Genomic DNA, 19,830 nt, shown 5'->3' on the forward strand with positions numbered 1-19,830 from the left:
CAGGCTCAGGCCTGTGCGACGACACTGATTTCGTGGTCGGCCAGCAGCGCCCGCCCTTGGAGGAAGGCGACCTCGAGCAGGAACTCCAGTCCGGCCACCTCGGCGCCCGCGCGCTGCAGCAGCTGCGCCGTCGCCGAGGCCGTGCCGCCGGTGGCCAACACGTCGTCGACCAGCAGCACACGCTTCCCGCGGCAGGCGTCCTTGGCCACCTCGACGGTGGCCGTGCCGTACTCCAGGTCGTAGGTCTGGCTGATCGTCTCCCCCGGCAGCTTGCCGGCCTTGCGCACCGGCAGGAAGCCGACGCCCATCCGCTGCGCCAACGGCGTGCCGACGATGAAGCCGCGCGCCTCGATGCCGCCGACCATGTCGACCTTGCCCTCCCACCGGGAGGCGATGTGGTCGAGCACCGCAGCGAACGCTGCAGCGTCGGCGAACAGCGGGTTGAGGTCCTTGAACAGCACGCCCGGCTTGGGGAAGTCGGGGATGTCGTGCACCCGCGACAGCAGCAACTGCTGGATATCGGTGGTCACGTCGCTACCCGTCCCGCCGCTCATTCGGCGTCCTTGGTCGCCCAGGGGTGCAACTCGCGCTTGTTCGCGGCCCGCTCGGCGCGCGCCTCGGCGAGTACCTTCTCCCGGTCGGGGTCGACCACACCGGAGGACGACTGGGCGGTGCCGGTCTCGTCCGACGCGGTGAGCTCCTGGTACTGCTTCGCGCGGCGCGCGAGTTCCTGCACCGCCGGTTCACGGTTGCGCAGCGAGACCAGCAGCGGCGTCGCGATGAAGATCGAGGAGTAGGTGCCGACGGCGATACCGACGAAGAGCACGAGCGCGAGGTCGAGCAGCGTGCCGGGGCCGAGCAGCGTGAAACCGACGACCAGCAGCGACAGGATCGGCAGCAGCGCGACGACGGAGGTGTTGATCGATCGCACCAGCGTCTGGTTGACCGCGTAGTTGGCCGCCTGGCCGTACGACCGGCGTCCGGTGGCGAACGCCTCGGCCGCGTTCTCACGCACTTTGTCGAACACCACCACGGTGTCGTAGATCGAGTAACCGAGGATGGTCAGGAAGCCGATCATGGTGGCCGGCGAGACCTCGAAGCCGGTGAGGGCGTAGATGCCGACCGTGAACGCGAGGTCGTGCAGCAGGGCGACGAGGGCGGAGAACGCCATCGCCCAGGTGCGGAAGTAGAGCGCCAGCACCACCGACACGAGCACGAGGAAGACCACCAGCGCAATCAGCGCCTTGTTGGTGACGGTCTTGCCCCATGACGGACCGATGTAGGAACTGTCGACCGAGGCCGTCGGCACCCCGAACTCGGTCGCCAACGCCTGCGACACCTTGTCGGTGGTCGCGGCGGAGTTGTCGCCGAGTTTCTTGGCCTGGATGCGGATCTGGTTGGTGCCGAGCTTGGTGACACTGATCGGGTCGTCACTGCCGGTGACCTTGCGGACGGTGTCCGTGGCCCGCTGCTCGTAGTTGTTCATCTGGGTGACGCCCTGCACCCGCAGCTCCGAACCACCCTTGAACTCGAGGCTGAGGTTGATTCCGCGGCCGAGGAGGCCGAGGGCGGCGACCACCAGCAGCACGATCGAGATGGCGTACCAGGTGCGCCGGCGTCCGACGAAGTCGAACTGACGGCGACCGGTGTAGAGGTCGTTACCGAATTGCGCGAAGCTCATCATGGGTTACAGCGCCCCTTCGGCCGCAGCGGCCTTGCGATCGGCGATCGTCACTCGGCCACGTCCGGCGTAGGTCACGCCGGCGGCGCCGAGGCGCTCCGGGTCGAAACCGGACCACTTGTGACCGTTGCCGAAGAACTTCGTGCGGGCCAGCAGCGACAGTGTCGGGTGGGTGAACATCATCACGACCATGAGGTCGATCAGGGTGGTGACACCGAGGGTGAACGCGAAGGCCTTCACGCTCGACTCGGACAGCACGTACAGCACCGCGGCGGCGAGGAAGTTCACCGCGTCCGAAATGATGATCGTGCGGCGCGCCCGGGCCCAGCCGGTCTCGACCGCGGCCCGCAACGGGCGTCCCGATCTCACCTCGTCGCGCACTCGTTCGAAGTAGACGATGAACGAGTCGGCGGTGATACCGATCGACACGATCAGACCGGTGATGCCGGCCATCGTGAGCCGGAAGTTGTTGGCGTAGCCGAGGAAGGTGACGGCGCCGTAGGTGATCGAGCCCGCGACGACCAGCGAGGCCACGGTCACCAGACCGAGCGCGCGGTACTGGAACAGCGAGTAGAGAACCACCAGCAGCAGACCGATGAGGCCGGCGAGCAGGCCCTTCTGCAGCTGCTCGGTGCCCAGCTGCGGGCTGATCTGGTCGGAAGTCAGCTCCTTGAAGCTGAACGGCAGCGCACCGAACTTCAACTGGTCGGCGAGGGTCTTGGCGCTGGCCGAGGTGAAGCCGCCGCTGATCTCGGCGCGACCGTCGAGGATCGGGCCGTTGGTGCTCGGGTCGGAGATGACGACACCGTCGACGTTGATCGCGGACTTGTTCTGGTCACCCTGCAGTGCGGCGATGCGGCGGGTCATCTCGCCGAAGGCCTTGGCGCCCTTGCTGTTGAACTCCAGGTTGACCGCGATCTCGCCGGTGGCGACGCCGTTGGCGTTGGTGCGCTGGCCGAAGGACGCGTTGGTGATCGTCGAGCCGTCGACCTCGACCGGGCCCATCAGGTAGGTGGCGTCACCTTCCTTGGAGCAGGCCACGGTCGGCTGGTTCTCCGGCGCCTGCGCGGAGATCTCACGCCACTTGGCGGCCGTCGGGCCCTTCTTCGGGTCGGTGTTGTGGCAGCTGATCTGTGCGAGCAGTTGCTGGTAGGTCGTGCCCTTCTTGGCGAGGCCGTTGCGCACCCAGATGTCGGCGACCGGCTTGGTGGCCCACTGCGTGTCGCTGGGGCTCTCGGGGATGCCGGCGGTGGCGGCACCGGGCAGGGTCGGCTGCACCGGCTCGGCGGTGGTTGCCGAGGAGGTGCTGGCGGCCGCGCCGCCCGGCAGGGTCGGCTGCACCGAGGTGGTCGCGGCCGGGGCGTTGGTGGACGCCGGTACGCTGGTGGACGCCGAGGTCGAGGTCGACGCGGACGGTGCCGCCGGGGTGGTCGTGGCCGCGGCGTAGGCCTCCGGGAACGGAGCGTTCGCCGAGGTGGTCGCCGAGGCAGTCGCAGACGCAGAGGACGACGCAGACGAAGAAGGGGTGGCGGAGGCGGACGAGTTCGCGGCCGGCGCCGAGGTGCTGGTGGCCGGGCTCGAGGCCGGGCTGGACGTCGAGCTGGACGTGGCGGCACCCGAGCTGGTCGCGCTCGGCGAAGCGGACGTCGTGGGTGCGTCGACCAGCGGCTGCGACGCGGCGATGACGGCGCGGATCGTCAGCTTCGAGGACTGCGCGAGCGAGTCGAGGATCGCCTTCGAGGGGTTGCCCGGGATCGAGACGACGATGCTGCGGTCACCGAGGGTGCTCACCTCGGCCTCGGCCACACCGGTGCCGTCGACCCGCTGGCGGATGATGTTGACGGCCTGGTTGACCTGGCCGGCGTTGACCTGCTGGCCGGCGCCGAGCACCGGCTCGAGCACGACCTGACGGCCGCCCTCGAGGTCGAGGCCGAGCTTCGGGGTCCACTGACCCTTCGGGTTGCCCCACGCGGTGGTGGCCGCGATCCCGCCGAACAGCGCGGCGATGATCAGCAGGAGCAGGAAAAGCGTGCGCTTGGGCTTGGCAGCCGGCGCGCGTCGGGCACGTGTTGCCACGGAATCAGGCCTTCTCGTCGGTGGATTCGGGCGCCGCGGCGGACGAGTCGGGAGTCTCGACCAGGCGGCGCGGCACGATCGCGCGGCGGTCGAAGCGCAACTGCACACCGTTCGCCACCTCGAGCGTGGCGACCTCGTCGTCCATCGCGACGAGACGACCGAACAGGCCGGAGGTGGTGGTCACCTCGTCGCCGACGGTGATCTCGCGCTGGGCCTGCTGGAACTGCTTCTGCCGCCGACGGCTGAACCAGAACATCACTGCCAGCAGGGCGAGCGGCAGCAGCAACAGGATCATGCCGGACGAGCTCTGCCCGCTGTTGGTCGCGGTCACGAGTGCGTGCATGTCAGTGGTGCTCCCTGGAACGTGGATGGGTGGCGCTGGGGCGAATCGCCCGCTAAGGCCGCCCGGTGAGTCTAGGTCAGGCTGCTGACAGTCCCAAGTTGGGTGTGAGGTGTGTCATGCCACAAGACCTCGGCCCGGCTCGGCGGCCCGAGTCTCGCGCCGCTCAATCCGAGAAGCGACCTTCACCGTCGGGTAACGACAACTGCTGCGCCCAGGTTCCGCCGTCCTGGCCGTCGGAGGCCGGCGGGGTAAGACCGAGGTGCTGCCACGCCTGCGGTGTCGCGGTGCGGCCGCGCGGGGTGCGCAGCAGATAGCCCTCCCGCACCAGGTAGGGCTCGGCGACCGTCTCGACGGTGTCGGGCTCCTCCCCGACCGCGACGGCGAGGGTGGTGAGGCCGACCGGTCCGCCGGCAAATCGTCGGCAGAGGGTCTCCAACACTCCGCGGTCGAGCCGGTCGAGACCCTTGGCGTCGACGTCGAAGAGTTCGAGGGCGGCCTTCGCCGACGGCTGGTCGACCACTTCGGCGCCGTGGATCTGGGCGTAGTCGCGCACCCGGCGCAGCAACCGGTTGGCGATGCGCGGCGTGCCGCGCGAGCGTCCGGCGATCTCGGCGATGCCCTGCCGGGTGGCCTCGACCCCGAGCAGGCCCGCACTGCGGTGCAGGATCGCGGCGAGGTCGTCGGCGGAGTAGAAGTCGAGGTGGCCGGTGAAGCCGAACCGGTCGCGCAGCGGGGCGGGTAGCAGGCCGGCGCGGGTGGTCGCGCCGACGACGGTGAACGGCGGCAGCTCCAACGGGATCGCGGTGGCTCCGGGACCCTTGCCGACGATCACGTCGACCCGGAAGTCCTCCATCGCCAGGTAGAGCATCTCCTCGGCGGCCCGCGCCATGCGGTGGATCTCGTCGAGGAAGAGCACCTCCCCCTCGGCCAACGACGACAGGATCGCTGCGAGGTCGCCCGCGTGCTGGATCGCCGGGCCGCTGGTGATGCGGATCGGCTGCTCGAGTTCGGCGGCGATGATCATCGCCAGGCTGGTCTTGCCGAGGCCGGGCGGACCCGACAGCAGCACGTGGTCGGGGGTCGTGCCCCGCCGCTTGGCAGCAGCCAGCACGAGGCCGAGTTGCTCGCTCACCCGCGGCTGCCCCGGAAACTCCGCCAGGCGGCGCGGTCGCAGTGCGGCCTCGAAGTGGCGTTCGTCGGGGGCGCCGCCCGGGTCGACGATGCGGGCGGTGGCCTCGTAGGAGTCGTCGTCGTAGTCACTCATGCTCTGGTCACCTGCCGAGGCTACGCAGCGTCGCCCGCAACAGGTCGGCGACCTGGGTGGGGGCGTCGTCGGCCTTGGCCACCTTGGCGACGGCGTCCTGTGCCTGCTTGGTCGACCAGCCGAGGCCGGTGAGGGCGTCGACGACCTGCTGCTGGGTCTCGTCGGCGGCCGGCGCCGACGGCGCTTCGCTCACCGGCGTGGCTCCGCCCGGTAACGCGCCGACCTTGTCCTTGAGTTCGAGCACGATGCGCTCGGCACCCTTCTTGCCGATGCCGGGCACCTTGACGAGGGTCGGCACGTCGCCGCCGGCGATCGCCGCACGCAGCGCGTCGGGTGCGTGCACGGCGAGCATCGCCAGCGCCAATCGCGGCCCCACCCCGCTGACCGTCTGCACCAACTCGAACAAGCGGCGCTCGGCGTCGTCAGCGAAACCGAACAACGTCAAGGAGTCTTCGCGCACGACGAGGGTGGTGAAGAAGGTGGCTTCCTGACCGGTGCGGGCCGACGACGCGCCGGATGGGGTGGTGTGCACGAGCATCCCCACTCCCCCGACCTCGACGACGACATGGTCGAGACCGATGGACAGGACGGTGCCACGGACGGAGGCAATCATCGGGGTCCTCGCGAAGTATCGGAGTCAGGCACGAACGGAGAACTTCGTGGGGTGATGGTCATCGTGCATACCTGCTGACGGATCGGGCGGGCTGCTCGGCCCGGCGGGTGCTTGGCGATTGGGTCGGACGCGCCTGTGCCGCAGCGGCGTTCGCGATGCGGTCTTGTGCGCCGCCGCGCCAGACGTGGCAGATCGCCAGGGCGAGTGCGTCGGCGGCGTCGGCCGGCTTGGGTGCGACCTCGAGTCGCAGGATGCGCGTCACCATCGAGATGACCTGAGCCTTCTCCGCTCGCCCGTTGCCGGTGACGGAGGCCTTCACTTCGGTGGGGGTGTACATCACCAGCGGCAACCCGTCGCGGGCTGCGGCGAGCATCGGCACGGCCGACGCCTGGGCGGTGCCCATGATGCCTTTGATGTTGGCCTTGGCGAAGACCCGCTCGACGGCGACCACGTCGGGTCGATGGTCGGACATCCACTGGTCGATCTCGGTCTGCAGGGTGAGCAATCGTTCCGCAGGGTCGTCGGCGACGGGGGTGCGGATCACCCCGACGGCCACGAGCCGCACGGGCTGACCGATGCCACCCTCGACGACGCCGATGCCGCAGCGGGTCAGACCCGGGTCGACACCCAGTACTCGCACTCGTCGCTCCTCGCACACATGTTCGGCTCGCAGGAACGATAACCCGAGCGGGTGCGCCGGTTCACGCAGGCGCGCCGTCGAGCACCTTGTACTGCTGGGCGCGACGTACTCCTCGTACGCCGCGCGGGTGAGGCCGCGGCGCGCGATGATGTCCGCGTACAACCGCCCGGACGGCTTCACCGTGCGGTCGCCGGTGTCGCGGTCCATCGCGACGATGCCGAAGTGTGGCTCGTCGCCCTCGTTCCACTCCCAGTTGTCGACGAAGCACCAGTGGTAGTAGCGCTCGACCGGCAGGTTCGCCGTGCTCATCGCCTGCAACTGCTCGGCGAGGAAGCGGCACCGGAACGCCTCGGGGTCGGTGTTGTCGCAGGTGCCGTTCTCGGTGATCCAGACCGGACCGCCGTACTTGGCGGAGAGTTCGCGCACGCACTGCACCAGTCCGTCGGGGTAGATCTCCCAGCCCAGGTCGTTGATCGGCGCACCCGGGAAGGTGCCGTCGTCGAGCTTGGAGACTGCGGTGCGCGAGTAGTAGTTGATGCCGAGGTAGTCGAAGTAGCGGCGTCCGGCCTCGACGGTGTCGGGTTGGCCGAGCACCTTGCCGAACCGGCCGAGCAGCATCGCGTCGGCGATCGCGTCCTGGAACAGGTAGCTCGACAGCTTGGTGAACACGTGGTGCATCGGGTTGCGCCGGTCGAGCGGCTCGAACACCCGCATGTGGTGGGCGAAGCCGACCTTCGCCTCCGGCTGGATCTCGTGGATGAGGTCGTAGGCGCGGCAGTGGGCCTCGGCGAAGTTGCGCAGCACCGCGCCCCTGTTCGGGTTCGAGCCGTGACCATTCCAGACCCATCCGATAGGTCTGCAGGCCGAGTTGCGCCATCAGGTCGGTGTCTTCGCGCCAACGCCGCCAGTGGTCGGTGGCCCGCTCGGGGATCGAGCCGTCCTTGATCGTGCCGGGCTGTTGCGCCCAGTCGTACCAGTTGTTGTTGCGGTCGCCGCCCTCGATCTGGACGGCGCAGGTCGCCACTCCCATGAGGACGTCGCCGATGGAGAAGATCAGGTCGGACGGCTCGTTCGCGGACATCCTGCATTCTCACCCGTCGGTAACCGCAGGGTGGGCGCCGGCGCGCAAAAGGGGGCCGGTGCGCAGCGCACCGACCCCCTTTCCCGCGGGATGGACCCGTTGGTCAGTCCTCTTCGTCGAGTTCGGCGAGCACCTCGTCGGAGACGTCGCCGTTGGCGAAGACGTTCTGCACGTCGTCGGAGTCCTCGAGGGCCTCGATGACCCGGAACATCTTCTTGGCGCCCTCCTTGTCGAGCGGCACCTCGACGGTCGGCAGCCACGACGACTCGGCCGAGTCGTAGTCGACGTCGGCGGCCTGCAGAGCCTCACGCACGGCGACGAAATCGCCGGCCTCGGAGACGATCTCGAAGCTCTCGCCGAGGTCATTGATCTCCTCGGCGCCGGCGTCGAGCACGATCTCGAGCAGGTCGTCCTCGGTCTTGTCCCCCTTGGGCACGATGACAACGCCCTTGCGCTGGAACTGGAACGCGACCGAACCGGAGTCGGCCATCGAGCCGCCGTTCTTCTGCAGTGCGGTGCGCACCTCGGCGACGGCGCGGTTCTTGTTGTCGGTGAGGCACTCGATGAGCAGCGCGACACCGCCGGGGGCGTAGCCCTCGTACATGAGGTTCATGTACTCGGCGCCGCCCGCCTCGGCACCCGAGCCGCGCTTGACCGCGCGGTCGATGTTGTCGTTGGGCACCGACGACTTCTTGGCCTTCTGGATGGCGTCGTAGAGGGTCGGGTTACCGGCCGGGTCGCCGCCGCCCTGCCGCGCCGCGACCTCGATGTTCTTGATGAGCTTCGCGAAGAGCTTGCCCCGCTTGGCGTCGATCGCAGCCTTCTTGTGCTTGGTCGTCGCCCATTTGGAGTGACCGCTCATGTCTCCCTCTACTGCCAGTCGTACGTTCTGCGTGCTGTGGTTGTCGGCCGGAGGCCGTCGGCCATCCTACGTCGCGGCCCCGCAGCCGGTCACGTCGAGACCGGGCTACCCCAGTCCCTGCCTCCACGGGCGGACGACTTCGGTTCGAGGCTACGCCGCCGACCCGGTCGCGAGGGCGGCTTGCACCATCTCGACGAAGTAGGCGTGCACCCGTTCGTCGCCGGTGACCTCCGGGTGGAAGGAGGTGGCCAACAGGTTGCCCTGTCGCACCGCGACCGGGTGTCCGGAGGCGAGCCCGTGGCCTTCGGGCACCCGCGCGAGCACCTCGACCGCGTCGCCGACCTCCTCCACCCACGGAGCACGAATGAAGACCGCGTGCACCGGCTCCTCCCCCACCGCCGGCATCGGCAGGTCGCACTCGAAGGAGTCGACCTGACGTCCGAAAGCGTTGCGCCGCACCGTGATCCGCATGCCACCCAAGGTCTGCTGATCGTGCGTGCCGTCAAGGATGCTGTCGGCGAGCAGGACCATCCCCGCGCACGAGCCGTACGCGGGCATCCCGGCGGCGATCCGCTCTCGGATCGGGTCGCGCAGTTCGAAGATGCGCAGCAACTTGTCGATGGTGGTCGACTCGCCGCCCGGCAGCACGAGTGCGTCGATCTCGGCCACCTCGGCGGGCCGCCGTACGGCGATCGCGTCGGCTCCCGCGGCGGCCAGGCTGCGCAGGTGCTCGCGCACGTCTCCCTGAACGGCGAGGACGCCGATGCGCGGCTGCCGCCTAACCTGCTGCATGTGTCAGCTCCCTCGGTAGTGGTCCGGCCACGTCGGCCCGGCGATCTTCCTGCTCTAGTGTCCCTGCTCGCCGCGCAGCAGCCACACTCGCTCTACCCGTTGATGTGGCCGTTGCCCTACCCGCCCGAGCGGTTCGTGCAGCGGGAGTCGGAGCGGCAGGCGTGGGTCGCGGAGGTCGACGGCACGCTTGCCGGCCACGTGAGCCACACCGTCGTGCCCGACGACGCCACCGGAGCGATCTGGTCGGCGGGCACGGGCCTGCCGATCGACCGACTCGGTTGTCTCTCAGTGCTTTTCGTGGGGCCACAGACCACCTCGACCGGCGTCGGCGGCCGGCTGCTCGACACCGCGGTCGCCGAGATCCGTGGCGCCGGGCTGCGGCCGGTGCTCGACGTCACCCGGACGGCCTCGTACGCCGCGTCGGTCTACCGGCACCGCGGCTGGCGGCACATCGGCGACGGGCGTCCGGACTGGCTGCCCGACGGTGAGCCCGACGTGGAGTTTTTCGAGTTGCCCGACGACGTCGGCATCACCCACCGCACCGGCACGGTCGTCGCCGGCCACGGTGTCGCCTCGGGCCGGTCGCCGTCCAGCCCGTACCCGGCCGGCGCCGTGGCGCTGCAGACACCCCACTTCGCCGACCGCGGGTTCCACCTCGACGGGCTGCGGCCCGCCACCGTCAATCTCGACCTGGGCGAACCGGTGTCGGTGCAGCGACCGACAGTCACCCTGGTCGAGGTCGACTGGACCGACCTGCACGGCCCCGAGACTTTCTCGTTCGTACGCTGTGCCGTCGAGCGCGACGGGCACACCCTGCACGGTTACGTCTACTGGCCGCATCCGGAGACCAAACCGACCAATTTCCAACCGAATTCGGTCATCGAGTTGTTGCTGCCCGACATCCCCGGGTTGTCTTACGGCGACCGGCTCACGGTCGCGCTGCCGGCCCGCAGCACCGGCTGAGTGCAGCGCCACCGGCCGACCGTTGGAGACGACAGCCGGGCCGCGCAGCGGTTGCGACAAGTCGCACCGATTGTCCTACATAAGTAGTACAATTGGCCTGTGTCCACCGTGAGCAAGCGAGAGCTGAACCAGCAGACCGCAGCCGTCCTCGCACAGGTCAACGCGACGGACGACGTCATCGTGACCGAACGCGGCGAGCCGCGGTGGCGGGTGAGCCTCGTGCGCGACGACGACACCCCACTGGCCCGCCTGGCGCGCGAGGGCCGCTACACCCCGCCGTCCAACGAACCGGTTGCCTGGCCCGACCGGCCCGGCGGCCCGCGCTACACCGAACACGAGGCCGCGGCACTCCTGGACGAGTTGCGGGGCGACCACTGACGATGGCGGGCTCGCTGGTCTACCTCGACTCCTCCGTCGCACTACGAACGATCCTCGACGTGCCGGAACGGCGACGCCTACAGGACTGGATGCAGGCGACCCAAGCGACCTTCGTCTCGTCCCGACTGCTCCACACCGAGGTCATCAGGGTGTTACGGCGCGACGATCGCGCCCTGACCGACGGCCGCCCACTTCTCGACCGAGTCGGCCTGCTCGACATGCCCCGCGAGACACATTCGATCGCGGAGTCCATCGAACGGCACGTCAAGACACTGGATGCCTTGCACCTCGCCACCGCGCTGCTGATCGGTGAACCCGTGCTGGTCGCCACCCACGACAGCGTGATGAAGAAGGTCGCCGAGCAGCTCGGATTGACAGTCGTCGACCCCGTCTGAGCTGCCCGCTTCGGACGCCGTCGTTACCAACCGCGCTCGGCGAGCCGGTGCGGCTGTGGAATCTCGTCGACGTTGATGCCGATCATCGCCTCGCCCAACCCGCGCGAGACCTTCGCGATCACGTCCGGATCGTCGTAGAACGTGGTGGCCTTGACGATCGCGGCCGCCCGCTCGGCCGGGTTGCCGCTCTTGAAGATTCCCGAACCGACGAACACGCCCTCGGCGCCGAGCTGCATCATCATCGCGGCGTCGGCCGGGGTGGCGATGCCACCGGCGGTGAACAGCACGACCGGCAGCTTGCCGAGTTCGGCCACCTCCTTGACGAGCTCGTACGGCGCCTGCAACTCCTTTGCCGCCACGAACAGTTCGTCCTCGGGCAGGTTCTGCAGCCGGCGGATCTCCTGACGGATCGAGCGCATGTGCGTGGTGGCGTTGGAGACATCGCCGGTGCCGGCCTCGCCCTTGGAGCGGATCATCGCCGCGCCCTCGGTGATGCGACGAAGAGCTTCGCCGAGATTGGTCGCGCCGCACACGAACGGCACCGTGAACTGCCACTTGTCGATGTGGTTGGCGTAGTCGGCCGGGGTGAGCACCTCGGACTCGTCGATGTAGTCGACACCGAGGCTCTGCAGCACCTGCGCCTCGACGAAGTGACCGATGCGAGCCTTCGCCATGACCGGGATCGACACGGCTTCGATGATGCCGTCGATCATGTCGGGGTCGCTCATCCGCGAGACGCCGCCCTGGGCACGGATGTCCGCCGGCACCCGCTCCAACGCCATGACCGCGACCGCGCCGGCGTCCTCGGCGATCTTCGCCTGTTCGGGGGTGACGACGTCCATGATCACGCCGCCCTTCAGCATCTCGGCCATGCCGCGCTTCACGCGGGCAGTACCCGTCCGGCTGGTCTGAGTGGTGGACTGCGGCGTGGCGGTGTCGGCTGAACCGGTCATCATGACTTCCTCGAAGGCTGTGCGGACTACTTCTCCCGCCAGGCTAGACCCGTCGAAAGTCCACTTAGCGCCATTTATCGCCCGGTGTCATCTTCCTGCCACGGCAGGCAACAGTCAGCGACTCGCCTCGATTCAATACGCGTCGACGGCCGGCGGCTCCAAATCGAAGTCGACCACCTGCGGCATCGTCGTGCGACCGGCGAGGTGGAAGGCCCGCACCAACGGTTGCGCGCGCACCCGACGGACGGCGCGCACCGCGTCATCGTGGAAGGCGCGCGCCAGCACGACCCGCTGACCGGCTTGGGTCACGCGCTGCAGCAGGGTGTGGGCCCCGGGGCGAGCATCGATGTCGCGCAACGCATCCGGGGTGAGCGCAACCCGCAGGGTGTGGCTCAGATCCGACTCCGCCGTCGCGCGCTCCCGGTCGATGCCGAAATCGCGCACCTCGTCGTGCACCTCGGCGTCATCGGCCAGATCGAGCGAGGTCGAGGCCGCGTGCGCCAACAGCATCGACGTCGCCGGGTCGAGCACCCCGGCATGCGCGAGCTCCATCACGGCTTCGGCGCGGCGCACGAGTTGGGCGTCGAGCGACGACACCGAACCCTCGACCCGGGCGTGCAGGCGGTCGAGACGGGCCGCCGTATAGGAGAGGTACCACGCGACCAGAGCGATGATGGCGACGACCAGAACCACCCAGAACCAGACACGCATCAGTTGCTCCTCCACCAACGGATCGGACGCACTTCGGACTTGTCTAATACCGGAATCGCTGCGGCACAGACGGTTTCGTACACCGAGTAGACGTCGGCACCGACCCTGGACCAGTCGAACCGGTGCGCACGGCGCGCGCCCTGCCCGGCCAGTTGGGCGCGATCGGCGGGTTGCGCCAACAGGTCGAGCACCACGTCGGCGAGTTCGCCCGGCTGCTCGTTGGCGAAGAGCGCACCGGCCCAACCGTCGTCGAGCACGGCCCGGAACGCCTTGATGTCGCTGGCCACCACGGCCGCGCCGGCACCCATCGCCTCGACGAGGATGATGCCGAAGCTCTCACCACCGGTGTTCGGCGCGATGTAGCAGTCGACCGAGCGCAGGAACGACTGCTTCTCGGCGTCGCTGATCGGCCCGAGGAACTCGCACGCCGCGACGACGGCATCGGGTCGCCCGTCGAGCACCGCTTTCGGATCACCGGGGCCGGCGATGAGCAGCCGCAGCCCCGGGCGGGCGGCGAGCATCTTGGGCATCGCGTCGAGCAGCACGTGCAGCCCCTTGCGGGGTTCTTCGATGCGGCCGAGGAAGGCGATGGTCGGACGCTCATTGGTGCCCTGCCAGCGGGGCGTCGGCGCGGCGTCGGCGAACCGGTCGACGTAGACGCCGTTCGGGATGATCACCGCGTCGCCGCCGATGTGGTCGCGCACGAACCGGCGCGCCTCACCCGACACCGCGATGCGACCCATCAGTTTCTCCAGTCCGGGTTGCAGCATCGGACCGACCGCGAGCAGCGCGCGCGACCTGGTGTTGCTGGTGTGAAAGGTCGCGACCAGCGGGCCTTCGGCGGCCCACATCGCCAGCATCGACACGCTGGGACTGATCGGTTCGTGCACGTGCACCACGTCGAACCGTCCGCGTTCCATCCAGCGGGTGACGCGCCCGGCGGTCACCGGGCCGAAGGTCAGCCGGGCGACCGACCCGTTGTAGGGCACCGGCAGCGCGCTCCCCGCGCTCACGACGTACGGCGGGAGCGGGGTGGCCGGCTCGGCGGGGGCGAGCACCTCGACGTAGTGACCGTGCGCGATGAGGTACTCGGCCAGGTCACGCACATGCAGTTGCACTCCCCCGGGCACGTCGAAGGAGTACGGGCTGACCAGGCCGATCCTCACCCGCGGTCCTCGAGATCGTCGAAGTCGGCCAGGAAGACGCGCTGCATCATGTGCCAGTCGGCGGTGTGTTCGCGGATGCCGGCGCCGAGGTGGTCGATGCACGCCTGGGTCATCGCGCGCACCTGCTCGCTGCGGTCGCCCGTGGTCGGCACCTGCACCCGGGGGCCGAAGTCGGCGACCACGCGCGGCGCGGCGCGGCCGGGCACCTGCTCGTAGCTGACCGACAGCGGGAACAACGCCGCGCCGGTGTCGAGTGCGAGCCGGGCGGGTCCGGTGGCCGCCTTGATCGGGTGGCCGAGCAGTTCGACCCCCACCCCGTGCCGGGTGAGGTCGCGGTCGGCGAGCAACGGCACGAACCCGCCGTTCTCCAGCGCGGCGACCAACGTCGGGTAGGTGTCGTCGCCGCCGGTCAGCGGCAGGATCGTCATGCCGAGCGACTCCCGGAAGGCGAGGAACTCCTCGTACAACTCCTCCGGCTTCAGTCGTTCGGCGACGGTCGTGACCGGGGCGAAGTAGGTGGTCGACCAGGCACCGGCGAGGTCCCAGTTGCCCATGTGCCCCAGGAACAGGATGATCGGCTCGCCGCACCCGACGATCGCGCGGGCCTCGGCGTCGTTGCCGACCAGGCGCATCCGCTCGGCCAGTTGCTCGGGGCTGTGCACCGACAGTCGAAATGCGTCGCACCAGTAGTGCAGGTAGGACCGCACGCCCTCGCGCACCACCTGCTCGAGGGCGTCACCGGCGAGGTCTGGCCGCACCTTCGCGTAGTTGGCTCGCATTCGTCGCACCGACGGCCCATTGCGGCAGAAAGTGATGTCGGCGATGCGGTCGAACATCGCGTACGCGGCCGACTCGGGCAGCTTGCAGACGACCTTCCAGGCCGCCCGGAAACCGGCGACCTGGGCAACCTCGGCGAAACTCACAGAGCCTTGCCGAGGGCCTGCTTGCGCACGGTCAGCATGCGCTGCAGCACGGTGATGAAGCTCGCGAGCGCCAGCAGACCGAGCACGATGCCCATGATCCAGGTCTCCCACGGCGACAGAAACCAGCCGCACAGGCCGGTGGTGACCAGCACCGCGACCAGGCGGTCGGCGCGCTCGGCGATGCCGACGTTGGCGGTCATGCCGAGGCCCTCGGCCCGCGCCTTCGCATAGGAGACGACGCTGCCGAGGATCAGGCAGGCGAGCGCCAGACCGGCCAGCACCATGTTGTGGCCCTGGTCGCCGGCGTAGTAGATGACGAGGGCGCCGAAGATCGCGGCGTCACCGACCCGGTCGAGGGTCGAGTCGAGGTAAGCACCCCACACGCTCGAGCGGCCCGACATGCGCGCCATCACACCGTCGATGGTGTCGCTGAACACGAACGCGGTGATCACCAGCGTGCCGATCAGGAACTCGTGCCGCGGGTAGAACGCCAGGGCACCGAAGCAGACACCGAGGGTGCCGATGATCGTGACGATGTCGGGGCTGATGCCCATTTTGAGGAAGAGTTTGGCGACGGGCGTGAAGATCTTCGTGAAGAATGCCCGGGCGTACTTGTTCAGCATGGTGGCCCCAGGTTACCGACAGGTCGGGTCAGTTCTTCGGCCATGCTGCGGCGAGCCGCGAGCGGGCGTCCTCCAGCAACTGCGGCAGCGCCTTGGTCTGCGCGATGATCGGCAGGAAGTTGGAGTCGCCGCCCCACCGCGGCACGATGTGCTGGTGCAGGTGGGCCGCGACACCGGCGCCGGCGACCTCCCCCTGGTTCATGCCGAGGTTGAAGCCCATCGGCGACGACACCTCCTGCAACGCCCGGATGCCCTGCTTGGTCAGCGCGGTGAACTCGGCGGTCTCCTCGTCGGTGAGGTCGAGGTAGAGCGGCACGTGCCGGTAGGGGCAGACCAACAGGTGGCCCGGGTTGTACGGGAAGAGGTTCATCACCACGAAGCAGTGCTCACCGCGGTGCACGACCAGCCCGGCCTGGTCGTCCTTCTTCGGGGCCGCGCAGAACGGGCAGGCCTCGTCGTCGTTGACCTCCGGCTTGTCGGCCTCGATGTAGGCCATCCGGTGCGGCGTCCAGAGCCGTTGGAAGGCGTCGGGCACCCCGGCGAACCCGTCGGCGTCCTCGACGACAGCCTCGGACGACGGTTGGTGGGTCTGCTGCTCCTGGGTCACGGCCTAGATCCTATGGGCCGGAATAGCGCGACCCCGCGCGGGTGTTGCGACGATGGTCGCGCAGTGCGGCCCTCGAACCGAAGGAGCACAGATGCCGTTGCAGGGCGAGTACGCACCGGAGAAGACCCCGTGGGTGGCCAAGCAGCTGGCCACGATCGACGAGACCGGCACGACCGCGTCCGTCGGCGTGCAGGGCATGGACGTCGTGGTCTTCACCATCCGTGGCCGTAAGTCGGGACTGCTGCGTCGCGTGCCGCTGATGCGGGTCGAGCACGACGGTGTCTACGCCGCGGTCGCCTCCAAGGGCGGCGCCCCGGAGCACCCCGCGTGGTACGGCAACATCACCGCCAACCCCGAGGTCGAGGTACACGACGGCATCCGTCACATCGACGGTGTCGCCCGCGAGATCTCCGGCGCCGAGCGCGAGGAGTGGTGGGAGCGTGCGGTGGCGGCCTTCCCGCCCTACGCGGAGTACCAGACCAAGACCGACCGGTTGATCCCGGCGCTGCTCATCGAGCCGACGCAGCCGTAACCAGCCACCGGAACGGCGCGAGCTGGGCCGGGTCGCTGCGCCACTGCAGTTCGGGGTGCCATTGCACCCCGAGCCACGGGTGCTCGCGTCGGTCGACCGACTCGATCGCCTCGATCTGACCGTCGGCAGTGCGGGCCGAGGCGATCAGCCCGTCGGCGACGCGCCCCACCACCTGGTGGTGGATGCTGCGCCCCTGCCACGACGACGCCCCCATCACCTGTTCGACGAGGGTGCCGGACGCGCAGACGGTCACCTCGTGGGTGGCGTCGCGGTGGGCGACGCTCGTCTCCTCCAGGTGCTGCACCAGGTCGCCGCCGAGGGCGATGTTGAGCGACTGCATGCCACGGCAGATGCCGAGCACCGGCATCCGCCGCCGGAGTGCGGCGCGCAGGATCGCGATGTCGCCGGCGTCGTGTTCGGGCGGCACCAGGTCGAGTCGCGGGTGGGGTTCCTGGCCGTACATCGCCGGGTCGGAGTCTCCTCCGCCGGGCATGACGAGTCCATCGGCCAGGGCCAACGAGTCGGCCAGCAGGGCAGGGTCTTCGACGGCGAGCACGACCGGCAGGCCACCGGCCGCCACGATCGCGGCGGCCACCGCGCGGCGCACCTCCAGACCGACGATCTCGGTGCTCGTGTCGTCGCGGGTGTAGCGCGCCGCGACGGCGATGACCGGGCGATCGGTTCGGTTCGGCTCCACGCGCCCCACCCTAGGAGTGACGTTCCATCAACCGTCCGTTGGGCGCGCCGAAGCCGAGCCGCTCGTAGAGGCTGCGCGCCTTCGGCTCGGCGTTCAGTTGGTAGCGGCTGACGTTGTTGGCGTCGCCCCACGCGATCATCTCGGTCAACATCCGCTCGGCCACCTTGTTGCCGCGCGCCGATTCGACGACGAACACGTTCTTCACGTGGATCCAGCTGCTGGCCTCGCGGCGCAGGCTCGGCAGCTTGCGCACAAGACTGGTCTGCACGAAGCCGATCGCCGAACCGTCGTCGCCGAAGGCGATCCACGTAGGCATCTGCTCGCACTGCGCCAACCAGGCGTCGGCGAACTCGATGACGAAGCCTGGACGGGTCGCACCGCCGGCGGCGACGCCCTCCTGCAGCGTCAGCGCGCCGAGGATCAACGCGTCGTCGCGGGTGGCCTGCCGGATGGTGGTCATGAGGGCATACAACCACGATCCGGCAGGCGACGGCGGTGCCGTCAGCTCGTCGTCAGCCGAGGTCGTCGGCCGTGCTGACCTGAGCCTTCTCGTCGATCGCCTTGCGCACCAACGAGATTGCCTCGTCGATCGCCACACCGTTCCGCTGCGATCCGTCGCGGAACCGGAACGAGACGGTGTTGCCGTCGCGGTCGTCACCACCGGCGATGAGCACGAACGGCACCTTCGCCTTCGAGGCGTTGCGGATCTTCTTCGGGAAGCGGTCGTCGGTCTCGTCGAGTTCGACCCGGATGCCCTGCGCCTTCATCGTCTTCAGCACGTCGTTCAGGTAGTCGGCGAACTCGTCGGCCACCGGCACCCCGAGCACCTGCACCGGCGACAGCCACACCGGGAACGCGCCGGCGTAGTGCTCCACGAGCACCCCGATGAACCGCTCGATCGAGCCGAACTTGGCCGAGTGGATCATCACCGGACGCTGCCGCGAACCGTCGGCGGCGACGTACTCCAGACCGAAGCCGTCCGGCTGACCGAAGTCGTACTGCACGGTCGACATCTGCCACGTGCGCCCGATGGCGTCCTTGGCCTGCACCGAGATCTTCGGTCCGTAGAACGCGGCGCCGCCCGGGTCGGGCACGAGCTCGAGACCCGACTCGGTCGCGACCCGCTCCAGCACGGCGGTGGCGACCTCCCACTGCTCGTCGGTGCCGATGAACTTGTCCTTCTTCTCGTCGTCGCGGGTCGACAGTTCGAGGTAGAAGTCGTTCAGACCGAAGTCGCGGAACAGACCGAGGCAGAAGTTCAGCAGGTGCTGGATCTCGTCGGCCGCCTGCTCCTGGGTGACATAGGAGTGCGAGTCGTCCTGGGTGAGGCCGCGCACCCGGGTGAGGCCACCGACGACGCCCGACTTCTCATAGCGGTAGACGCCACCGAACTCGAACAACCGCAACGGCAGCTCACGGTAGGAGCGCTGCCGCGACTGGTAGATGAGGTTGTGCATCGGGCAGCTCATCGCCTTGAGGCGGTACTTCGCGTCGTCGACCTCCATCGCCGGGTACATCGTCTCGGCGTAGTAGGGCAGGTGCCCGGAGGTGTAGAACAACCCCTCCTTGGTGATGTGCGGGGTGCCGACGTACTCGAAGCCCTCCTCGATGTGCCGCCGGCGGACGTAGTCCTCCATCTCGCGCTTGATGACGCCACCGCGCGGGTGGAAGACGACCAGGCCGGGGCCGAGCTCCTCTGGGAAGGAGTAGAGGTCGAGCTCGCGGCCGAGCTTGCGGTGGTCGCGCCGCTCGGCCTCGGCGAGCCGGTCGAGGTAGGTCTTGAGGTCGTCCTTGCTGGCCCACGCGGTGCCGTAGACCCGCTGCAGCTGCGGGTTCTTCTCGCTGCCGCGCCAGTAGGCCGCGGCCGAACGCATCAGCTTGAAGGCGTTGCCGAGGATCTTGGTCGACGGCACGTGCGGGCCGCGGCACAGGTCGCCCCAGGCGCGCGACCCGTCGCGACGCAGGTTGTCGTAGATCGTCAGCTCGCCGCCACCGACCTCCGCGTCGGCTCCCTCGGCGGCGTCGGCCGCGTTGCCCTTCAGCCCGATGAGCTCGATCTTGTACGGTTCCGCCGCCAGCTCCGCGCGGGCGTCGTCGTCGGAGACGACCCGGCGGCTGAAGGTCTGCCCCTCGTTGACGATCTTCTGCATCGCCTTCTCCAGCGCCTTGAGGTCGTCCGGGGTGAACGGGGTCTCGACGTCGAAGTCGTAGTAGAAGCCGTCGGTGATCGGCGGACCGATGCCGAGCTTGGCGTCGAGGTTGACCTGCTGCACCGCCTGCGCGAGCACGTGCGCGGCCGAGTGGCGCAGGATGTTCAGGCCGTCCTGCTGGGTGAGGTCGACCGGCTCGACGTCCGCACCCTCGGGCACCTCACGGAAGAGGTCCTGGAGCTGACCGTCGACCCGCATCGCGACAACGCTGCGGTCGTCGCCGAACAGATCGGAGCCGGTAGTGCCCTGCTGCACCGCTCGCTCGCTTCCGGCGACGGACACGGTGATCTGGCTGGACACGGTTGCTCCTCGGGAGTTCG

General features: G+C 69.0%; 22 protein-coding genes and 1 pseudogene. 4 read left to right on the top strand and 19 right to left on the bottom strand.

The window, feature by feature from the left end; all coding sequences use genetic code 11:
* Positions 1-5: 5 nt before the first annotated feature.
* From DFJ65_RS11630 to pdxT, 10 genes and pseudogenes are all read right to left on the bottom strand, one after another.
* Positions 6-554, bottom strand: a complete 549-nt coding sequence (locus tag DFJ65_RS11630; protein ID WP_115923161.1) for an adenine phosphoribosyltransferase — start codon at positions 552-554, stop codon at positions 6-8.
* Complete coding sequence (gene secF / locus DFJ65_RS11635) at positions 551-1,681, bottom strand: protein translocase subunit SecF (RefSeq protein WP_342767514.1); 1,131 nt, start codon at positions 1,679-1,681, stop codon at positions 551-553. Before secF ends, DFJ65_RS11630 begins: the two co-directional genes overlap by 4 nt.
* Positions 1,682-1,687: 6 nt before the next feature.
* Entirely contained in the window at positions 1,688-3,757 is a 2,070-nt protein-coding gene (gene secD / locus DFJ65_RS11640) for a protein translocase subunit SecD (RefSeq protein WP_245950192.1), read from the bottom strand.
* 4 nt (positions 3,758-3,761) lie between these two features.
* Complete coding sequence (yajC, locus tag DFJ65_RS11645) at positions 3,762-4,100, bottom strand: preprotein translocase subunit YajC (protein WP_115923163.1); 339 nt, start codon at positions 4,098-4,100, stop codon at positions 3,762-3,764.
* A gap of 163 nt (positions 4,101-4,263) precedes the next feature.
* Positions 4,264-5,364: a Holliday junction branch migration DNA helicase RuvB gene (gene ruvB / locus DFJ65_RS11650; protein WP_115923164.1), complete on the bottom strand. Its 1,101-nt coding sequence runs from the start codon at positions 5,362-5,364 to the stop codon at positions 4,264-4,266.
* A gap of 7 nt (positions 5,365-5,371) precedes the next feature.
* Entirely contained in the window at positions 5,372-5,977 is a 606-nt protein-coding gene (gene ruvA, locus DFJ65_RS11655; RefSeq protein WP_115923165.1) for a Holliday junction branch migration protein RuvA, read from the bottom strand.
* A gap of 58 nt (positions 5,978-6,035) precedes the next feature.
* Positions 6,036-7,421, bottom strand: a complete 1,386-nt coding sequence (gene ruvC, locus DFJ65_RS18355; RefSeq protein WP_211308429.1) for a crossover junction endodeoxyribonuclease RuvC — start codon at positions 7,419-7,421, stop codon at positions 6,036-6,038.
* Positions 7,422-7,488: 67 nt separating this feature from the next.
* Positions 7,489-7,698, bottom strand: a pseudogene (locus tag DFJ65_RS18490) (family 1 glycosylhydrolase); the annotation flags it as partial.
* A 103-nt stretch (positions 7,699-7,801) separates the two neighbouring features.
* On the bottom strand, positions 7,802-8,560 hold the full coding sequence (locus tag DFJ65_RS11670; protein ID WP_115923166.1) for a YebC/PmpR family DNA-binding transcriptional regulator: 759 nt from the start codon (positions 8,558-8,560) through the stop codon (positions 7,802-7,804).
* 150 nt (positions 8,561-8,710) lie between these two features.
* On the bottom strand, positions 8,711-9,352 hold the full coding sequence (gene pdxT, locus DFJ65_RS11675; protein WP_115923167.1) for a pyridoxal 5'-phosphate synthase glutaminase subunit PdxT: 642 nt from the start codon (positions 9,350-9,352) through the stop codon (positions 8,711-8,713).
* A 57-nt stretch (positions 9,353-9,409) separates the two neighbouring features.
* Here pdxT and DFJ65_RS11680 point away from each other — a divergent pair, with 57 nt between their 5' ends.
* The 3 genes from DFJ65_RS11680 (at position 9,410) to DFJ65_RS11690 (ending at position 11,088) form a co-directional block, all read left to right on the top strand.
* Positions 9,410-10,315, top strand: a complete 906-nt coding sequence (locus DFJ65_RS11680) for a GNAT family N-acetyltransferase (protein WP_245950195.1) — start codon at positions 9,410-9,412, stop codon at positions 10,313-10,315.
* A gap of 99 nt (positions 10,316-10,414) precedes the next feature.
* Positions 10,415-10,693, top strand: coding sequence for a type II toxin-antitoxin system Phd/YefM family antitoxin (locus DFJ65_RS11685; protein WP_170144074.1), 279 nt, complete (start codon positions 10,415-10,417; stop codon positions 10,691-10,693).
* 2 nt (positions 10,694-10,695) lie between these two features.
* Entirely contained in the window at positions 10,696-11,088 is a 393-nt protein-coding gene (locus DFJ65_RS11690) for a PIN domain-containing protein (RefSeq protein WP_115923168.1), read from the top strand.
* Between the two features lie 23 nt (positions 11,089-11,111).
* On the opposite strand, the gene pdxS is transcribed toward DFJ65_RS11690, so the two are convergent.
* The 6 genes from pdxS to DFJ65_RS11720 form a co-directional block, all read right to left on the bottom strand.
* On the bottom strand, positions 11,112-12,041 hold the full coding sequence (gene pdxS, locus DFJ65_RS11695; protein WP_115924273.1) for a pyridoxal 5'-phosphate synthase lyase subunit PdxS: 930 nt from the start codon (positions 12,039-12,041) through the stop codon (positions 11,112-11,114).
* Positions 12,042-12,173: 132 nt separating this feature from the next.
* Positions 12,174-12,752: a hypothetical protein gene (locus DFJ65_RS11700; protein WP_115924274.1), complete on the bottom strand. Its 579-nt coding sequence runs from the start codon at positions 12,750-12,752 to the stop codon at positions 12,174-12,176.
* A complete protein-coding gene (locus DFJ65_RS11705) occupies positions 12,752-13,918 on the bottom strand; it encodes a glycosyltransferase family 4 protein (RefSeq protein WP_115923169.1) in 1,167 nt (388 codons plus the stop codon). Before DFJ65_RS11705 ends, DFJ65_RS11700 begins: the two co-directional genes overlap by 1 nt.
* Positions 13,915-14,841 carry a phosphatidylinositol mannoside acyltransferase gene (locus tag DFJ65_RS11710; RefSeq protein WP_115923170.1) on the bottom strand — a complete coding sequence of 309 codons (927 nt, stop codon included), beginning with the start codon at positions 14,839-14,841 and terminating at the stop codon, positions 13,915-13,917. The genes DFJ65_RS11705 and DFJ65_RS11710 overlap by 4 nt, the downstream gene beginning before the upstream one ends.
* Positions 14,838-15,464 (bottom strand): phosphatidylinositol phosphate synthase, encoded by a 627-nt coding sequence (gene pgsA / locus DFJ65_RS11715; RefSeq protein ID WP_115923171.1) that lies wholly within the window; start codon positions 15,462-15,464, stop codon positions 14,838-14,840. Before pgsA ends, DFJ65_RS11710 begins: the two co-directional genes overlap by 4 nt.
* Before the next feature lie 28 nt (positions 15,465-15,492).
* Complete coding sequence (locus tag DFJ65_RS11720; protein WP_245950197.1) at positions 15,493-16,071, bottom strand: HIT family protein; 579 nt, start codon at positions 16,069-16,071, stop codon at positions 15,493-15,495.
* Positions 16,072-16,162: 91 nt separating this feature from the next.
* On the opposite strand from DFJ65_RS11720, the gene DFJ65_RS11725 reads away from it, so the two are divergent.
* Positions 16,163-16,603 carry a nitroreductase family deazaflavin-dependent oxidoreductase gene (locus DFJ65_RS11725; RefSeq protein WP_115923172.1) on the top strand — a complete coding sequence of 147 codons (441 nt, stop codon included), beginning with the start codon at positions 16,163-16,165 and terminating at the stop codon, positions 16,601-16,603.
* Here the strand turns inward: DFJ65_RS11725 and DFJ65_RS11730 are convergent.
* Genes DFJ65_RS11730 through thrS form a run of 3 tightly spaced genes read right to left on the bottom strand, consistent with a single transcriptional unit; the run spans position 16,581 to position 19,810 of the window.
* Entirely contained in the window at positions 16,581-17,300 is a 720-nt protein-coding gene (locus DFJ65_RS11730) for a gamma-glutamyl-gamma-aminobutyrate hydrolase family protein (RefSeq protein ID WP_170144075.1), read from the bottom strand. The genes DFJ65_RS11725 and DFJ65_RS11730 overlap by 23 nt on opposite strands.
* 10 nt (positions 17,301-17,310) lie before the next feature.
* Positions 17,311-17,760 (bottom strand): GNAT family N-acetyltransferase, encoded by a 450-nt coding sequence (locus tag DFJ65_RS11735; RefSeq protein WP_115923174.1) that lies wholly within the window; start codon positions 17,758-17,760, stop codon positions 17,311-17,313.
* A 52-nt stretch (positions 17,761-17,812) separates the two neighbouring features.
* Complete coding sequence (gene thrS, locus DFJ65_RS11740) at positions 17,813-19,810, bottom strand: threonine--tRNA ligase (RefSeq protein ID WP_115923175.1); 1,998 nt, start codon at positions 19,808-19,810, stop codon at positions 17,813-17,815.
* Between the last annotated feature and the right edge of the window lie 20 nt (positions 19,811-19,830).

The sequence above is a fragment of the Calidifontibacter indicus genome, assembly GCF_003386865.1.
GTDB lineage: Bacteria > Actinomycetota > Actinomycetes > Actinomycetales > Dermatophilaceae > Yimella > Yimella indica.

Bases quoted from the DNA above. Each gene is read 5' to 3' on its own strand.
- DFJ65_RS11630 (WP_115923161.1), bottom strand. From the start codon at position 554: ATGAGCGGCGGGACGGGTAGCGACGTGACCACCGATATCCAGCAGTTG.
- DFJ65_RS11735 (WP_115923174.1), bottom strand. From the start codon at position 17,760: ATGACCACCATCCGGCAGGCCACCCGCGACGACGCGTTGATCCTCGGC.
- pdxS (WP_115924273.1), bottom strand. From the start codon at position 12,041: ATGACCGGTTCAGCCGACACCGCCACGCCGCAGTCCACCACTCAGACC.
- DFJ65_RS11700 (WP_115924274.1), bottom strand. From the start codon at position 12,752: ATGCGTGTCTGGTTCTGGGTGGTTCTGGTCGTCGCCATCATCGCTCTG.
- pdxT (WP_115923167.1), bottom strand. From the start codon at position 9,352: ATGCAGCAGGTTAGGCGGCAGCCGCGCATCGGCGTCCTCGCCGTTCAG.
- pgsA (WP_115923171.1), bottom strand. From the start codon at position 15,464: ATGCTGAACAAGTACGCCCGGGCATTCTTCACGAAGATCTTCACGCCC.
- DFJ65_RS11670 (WP_115923166.1), bottom strand. From the start codon at position 8,560: ATGAGCGGTCACTCCAAATGGGCGACGACCAAGCACAAGAAGGCTGCG.
- ruvA (WP_115923165.1), bottom strand. From the start codon at position 5,977: ATGATTGCCTCCGTCCGTGGCACCGTCCTGTCCATCGGTCTCGACCAT.
- DFJ65_RS11690 (WP_115923168.1), top strand. From the start codon at position 10,696: ATGGCGGGCTCGCTGGTCTACCTCGACTCCTCCGTCGCACTACGAACG.
- ruvB (WP_115923164.1), bottom strand. From the start codon at position 5,364: ATGAGTGACTACGACGACGACTCCTACGAGGCCACCGCCCGCATCGTC.
- DFJ65_RS11725 (WP_115923172.1), top strand. From the start codon at position 16,163: ATGCCGTTGCAGGGCGAGTACGCACCGGAGAAGACCCCGTGGGTGGCC.
- secF (WP_342767514.1), bottom strand. From the start codon at position 1,681: ATGAGCTTCGCGCAATTCGGTAACGACCTCTACACCGGTCGCCGTCAG.
- yajC (WP_115923163.1), bottom strand. From the start codon at position 4,100: ATGCACGCACTCGTGACCGCGACCAACAGCGGGCAGAGCTCGTCCGGC.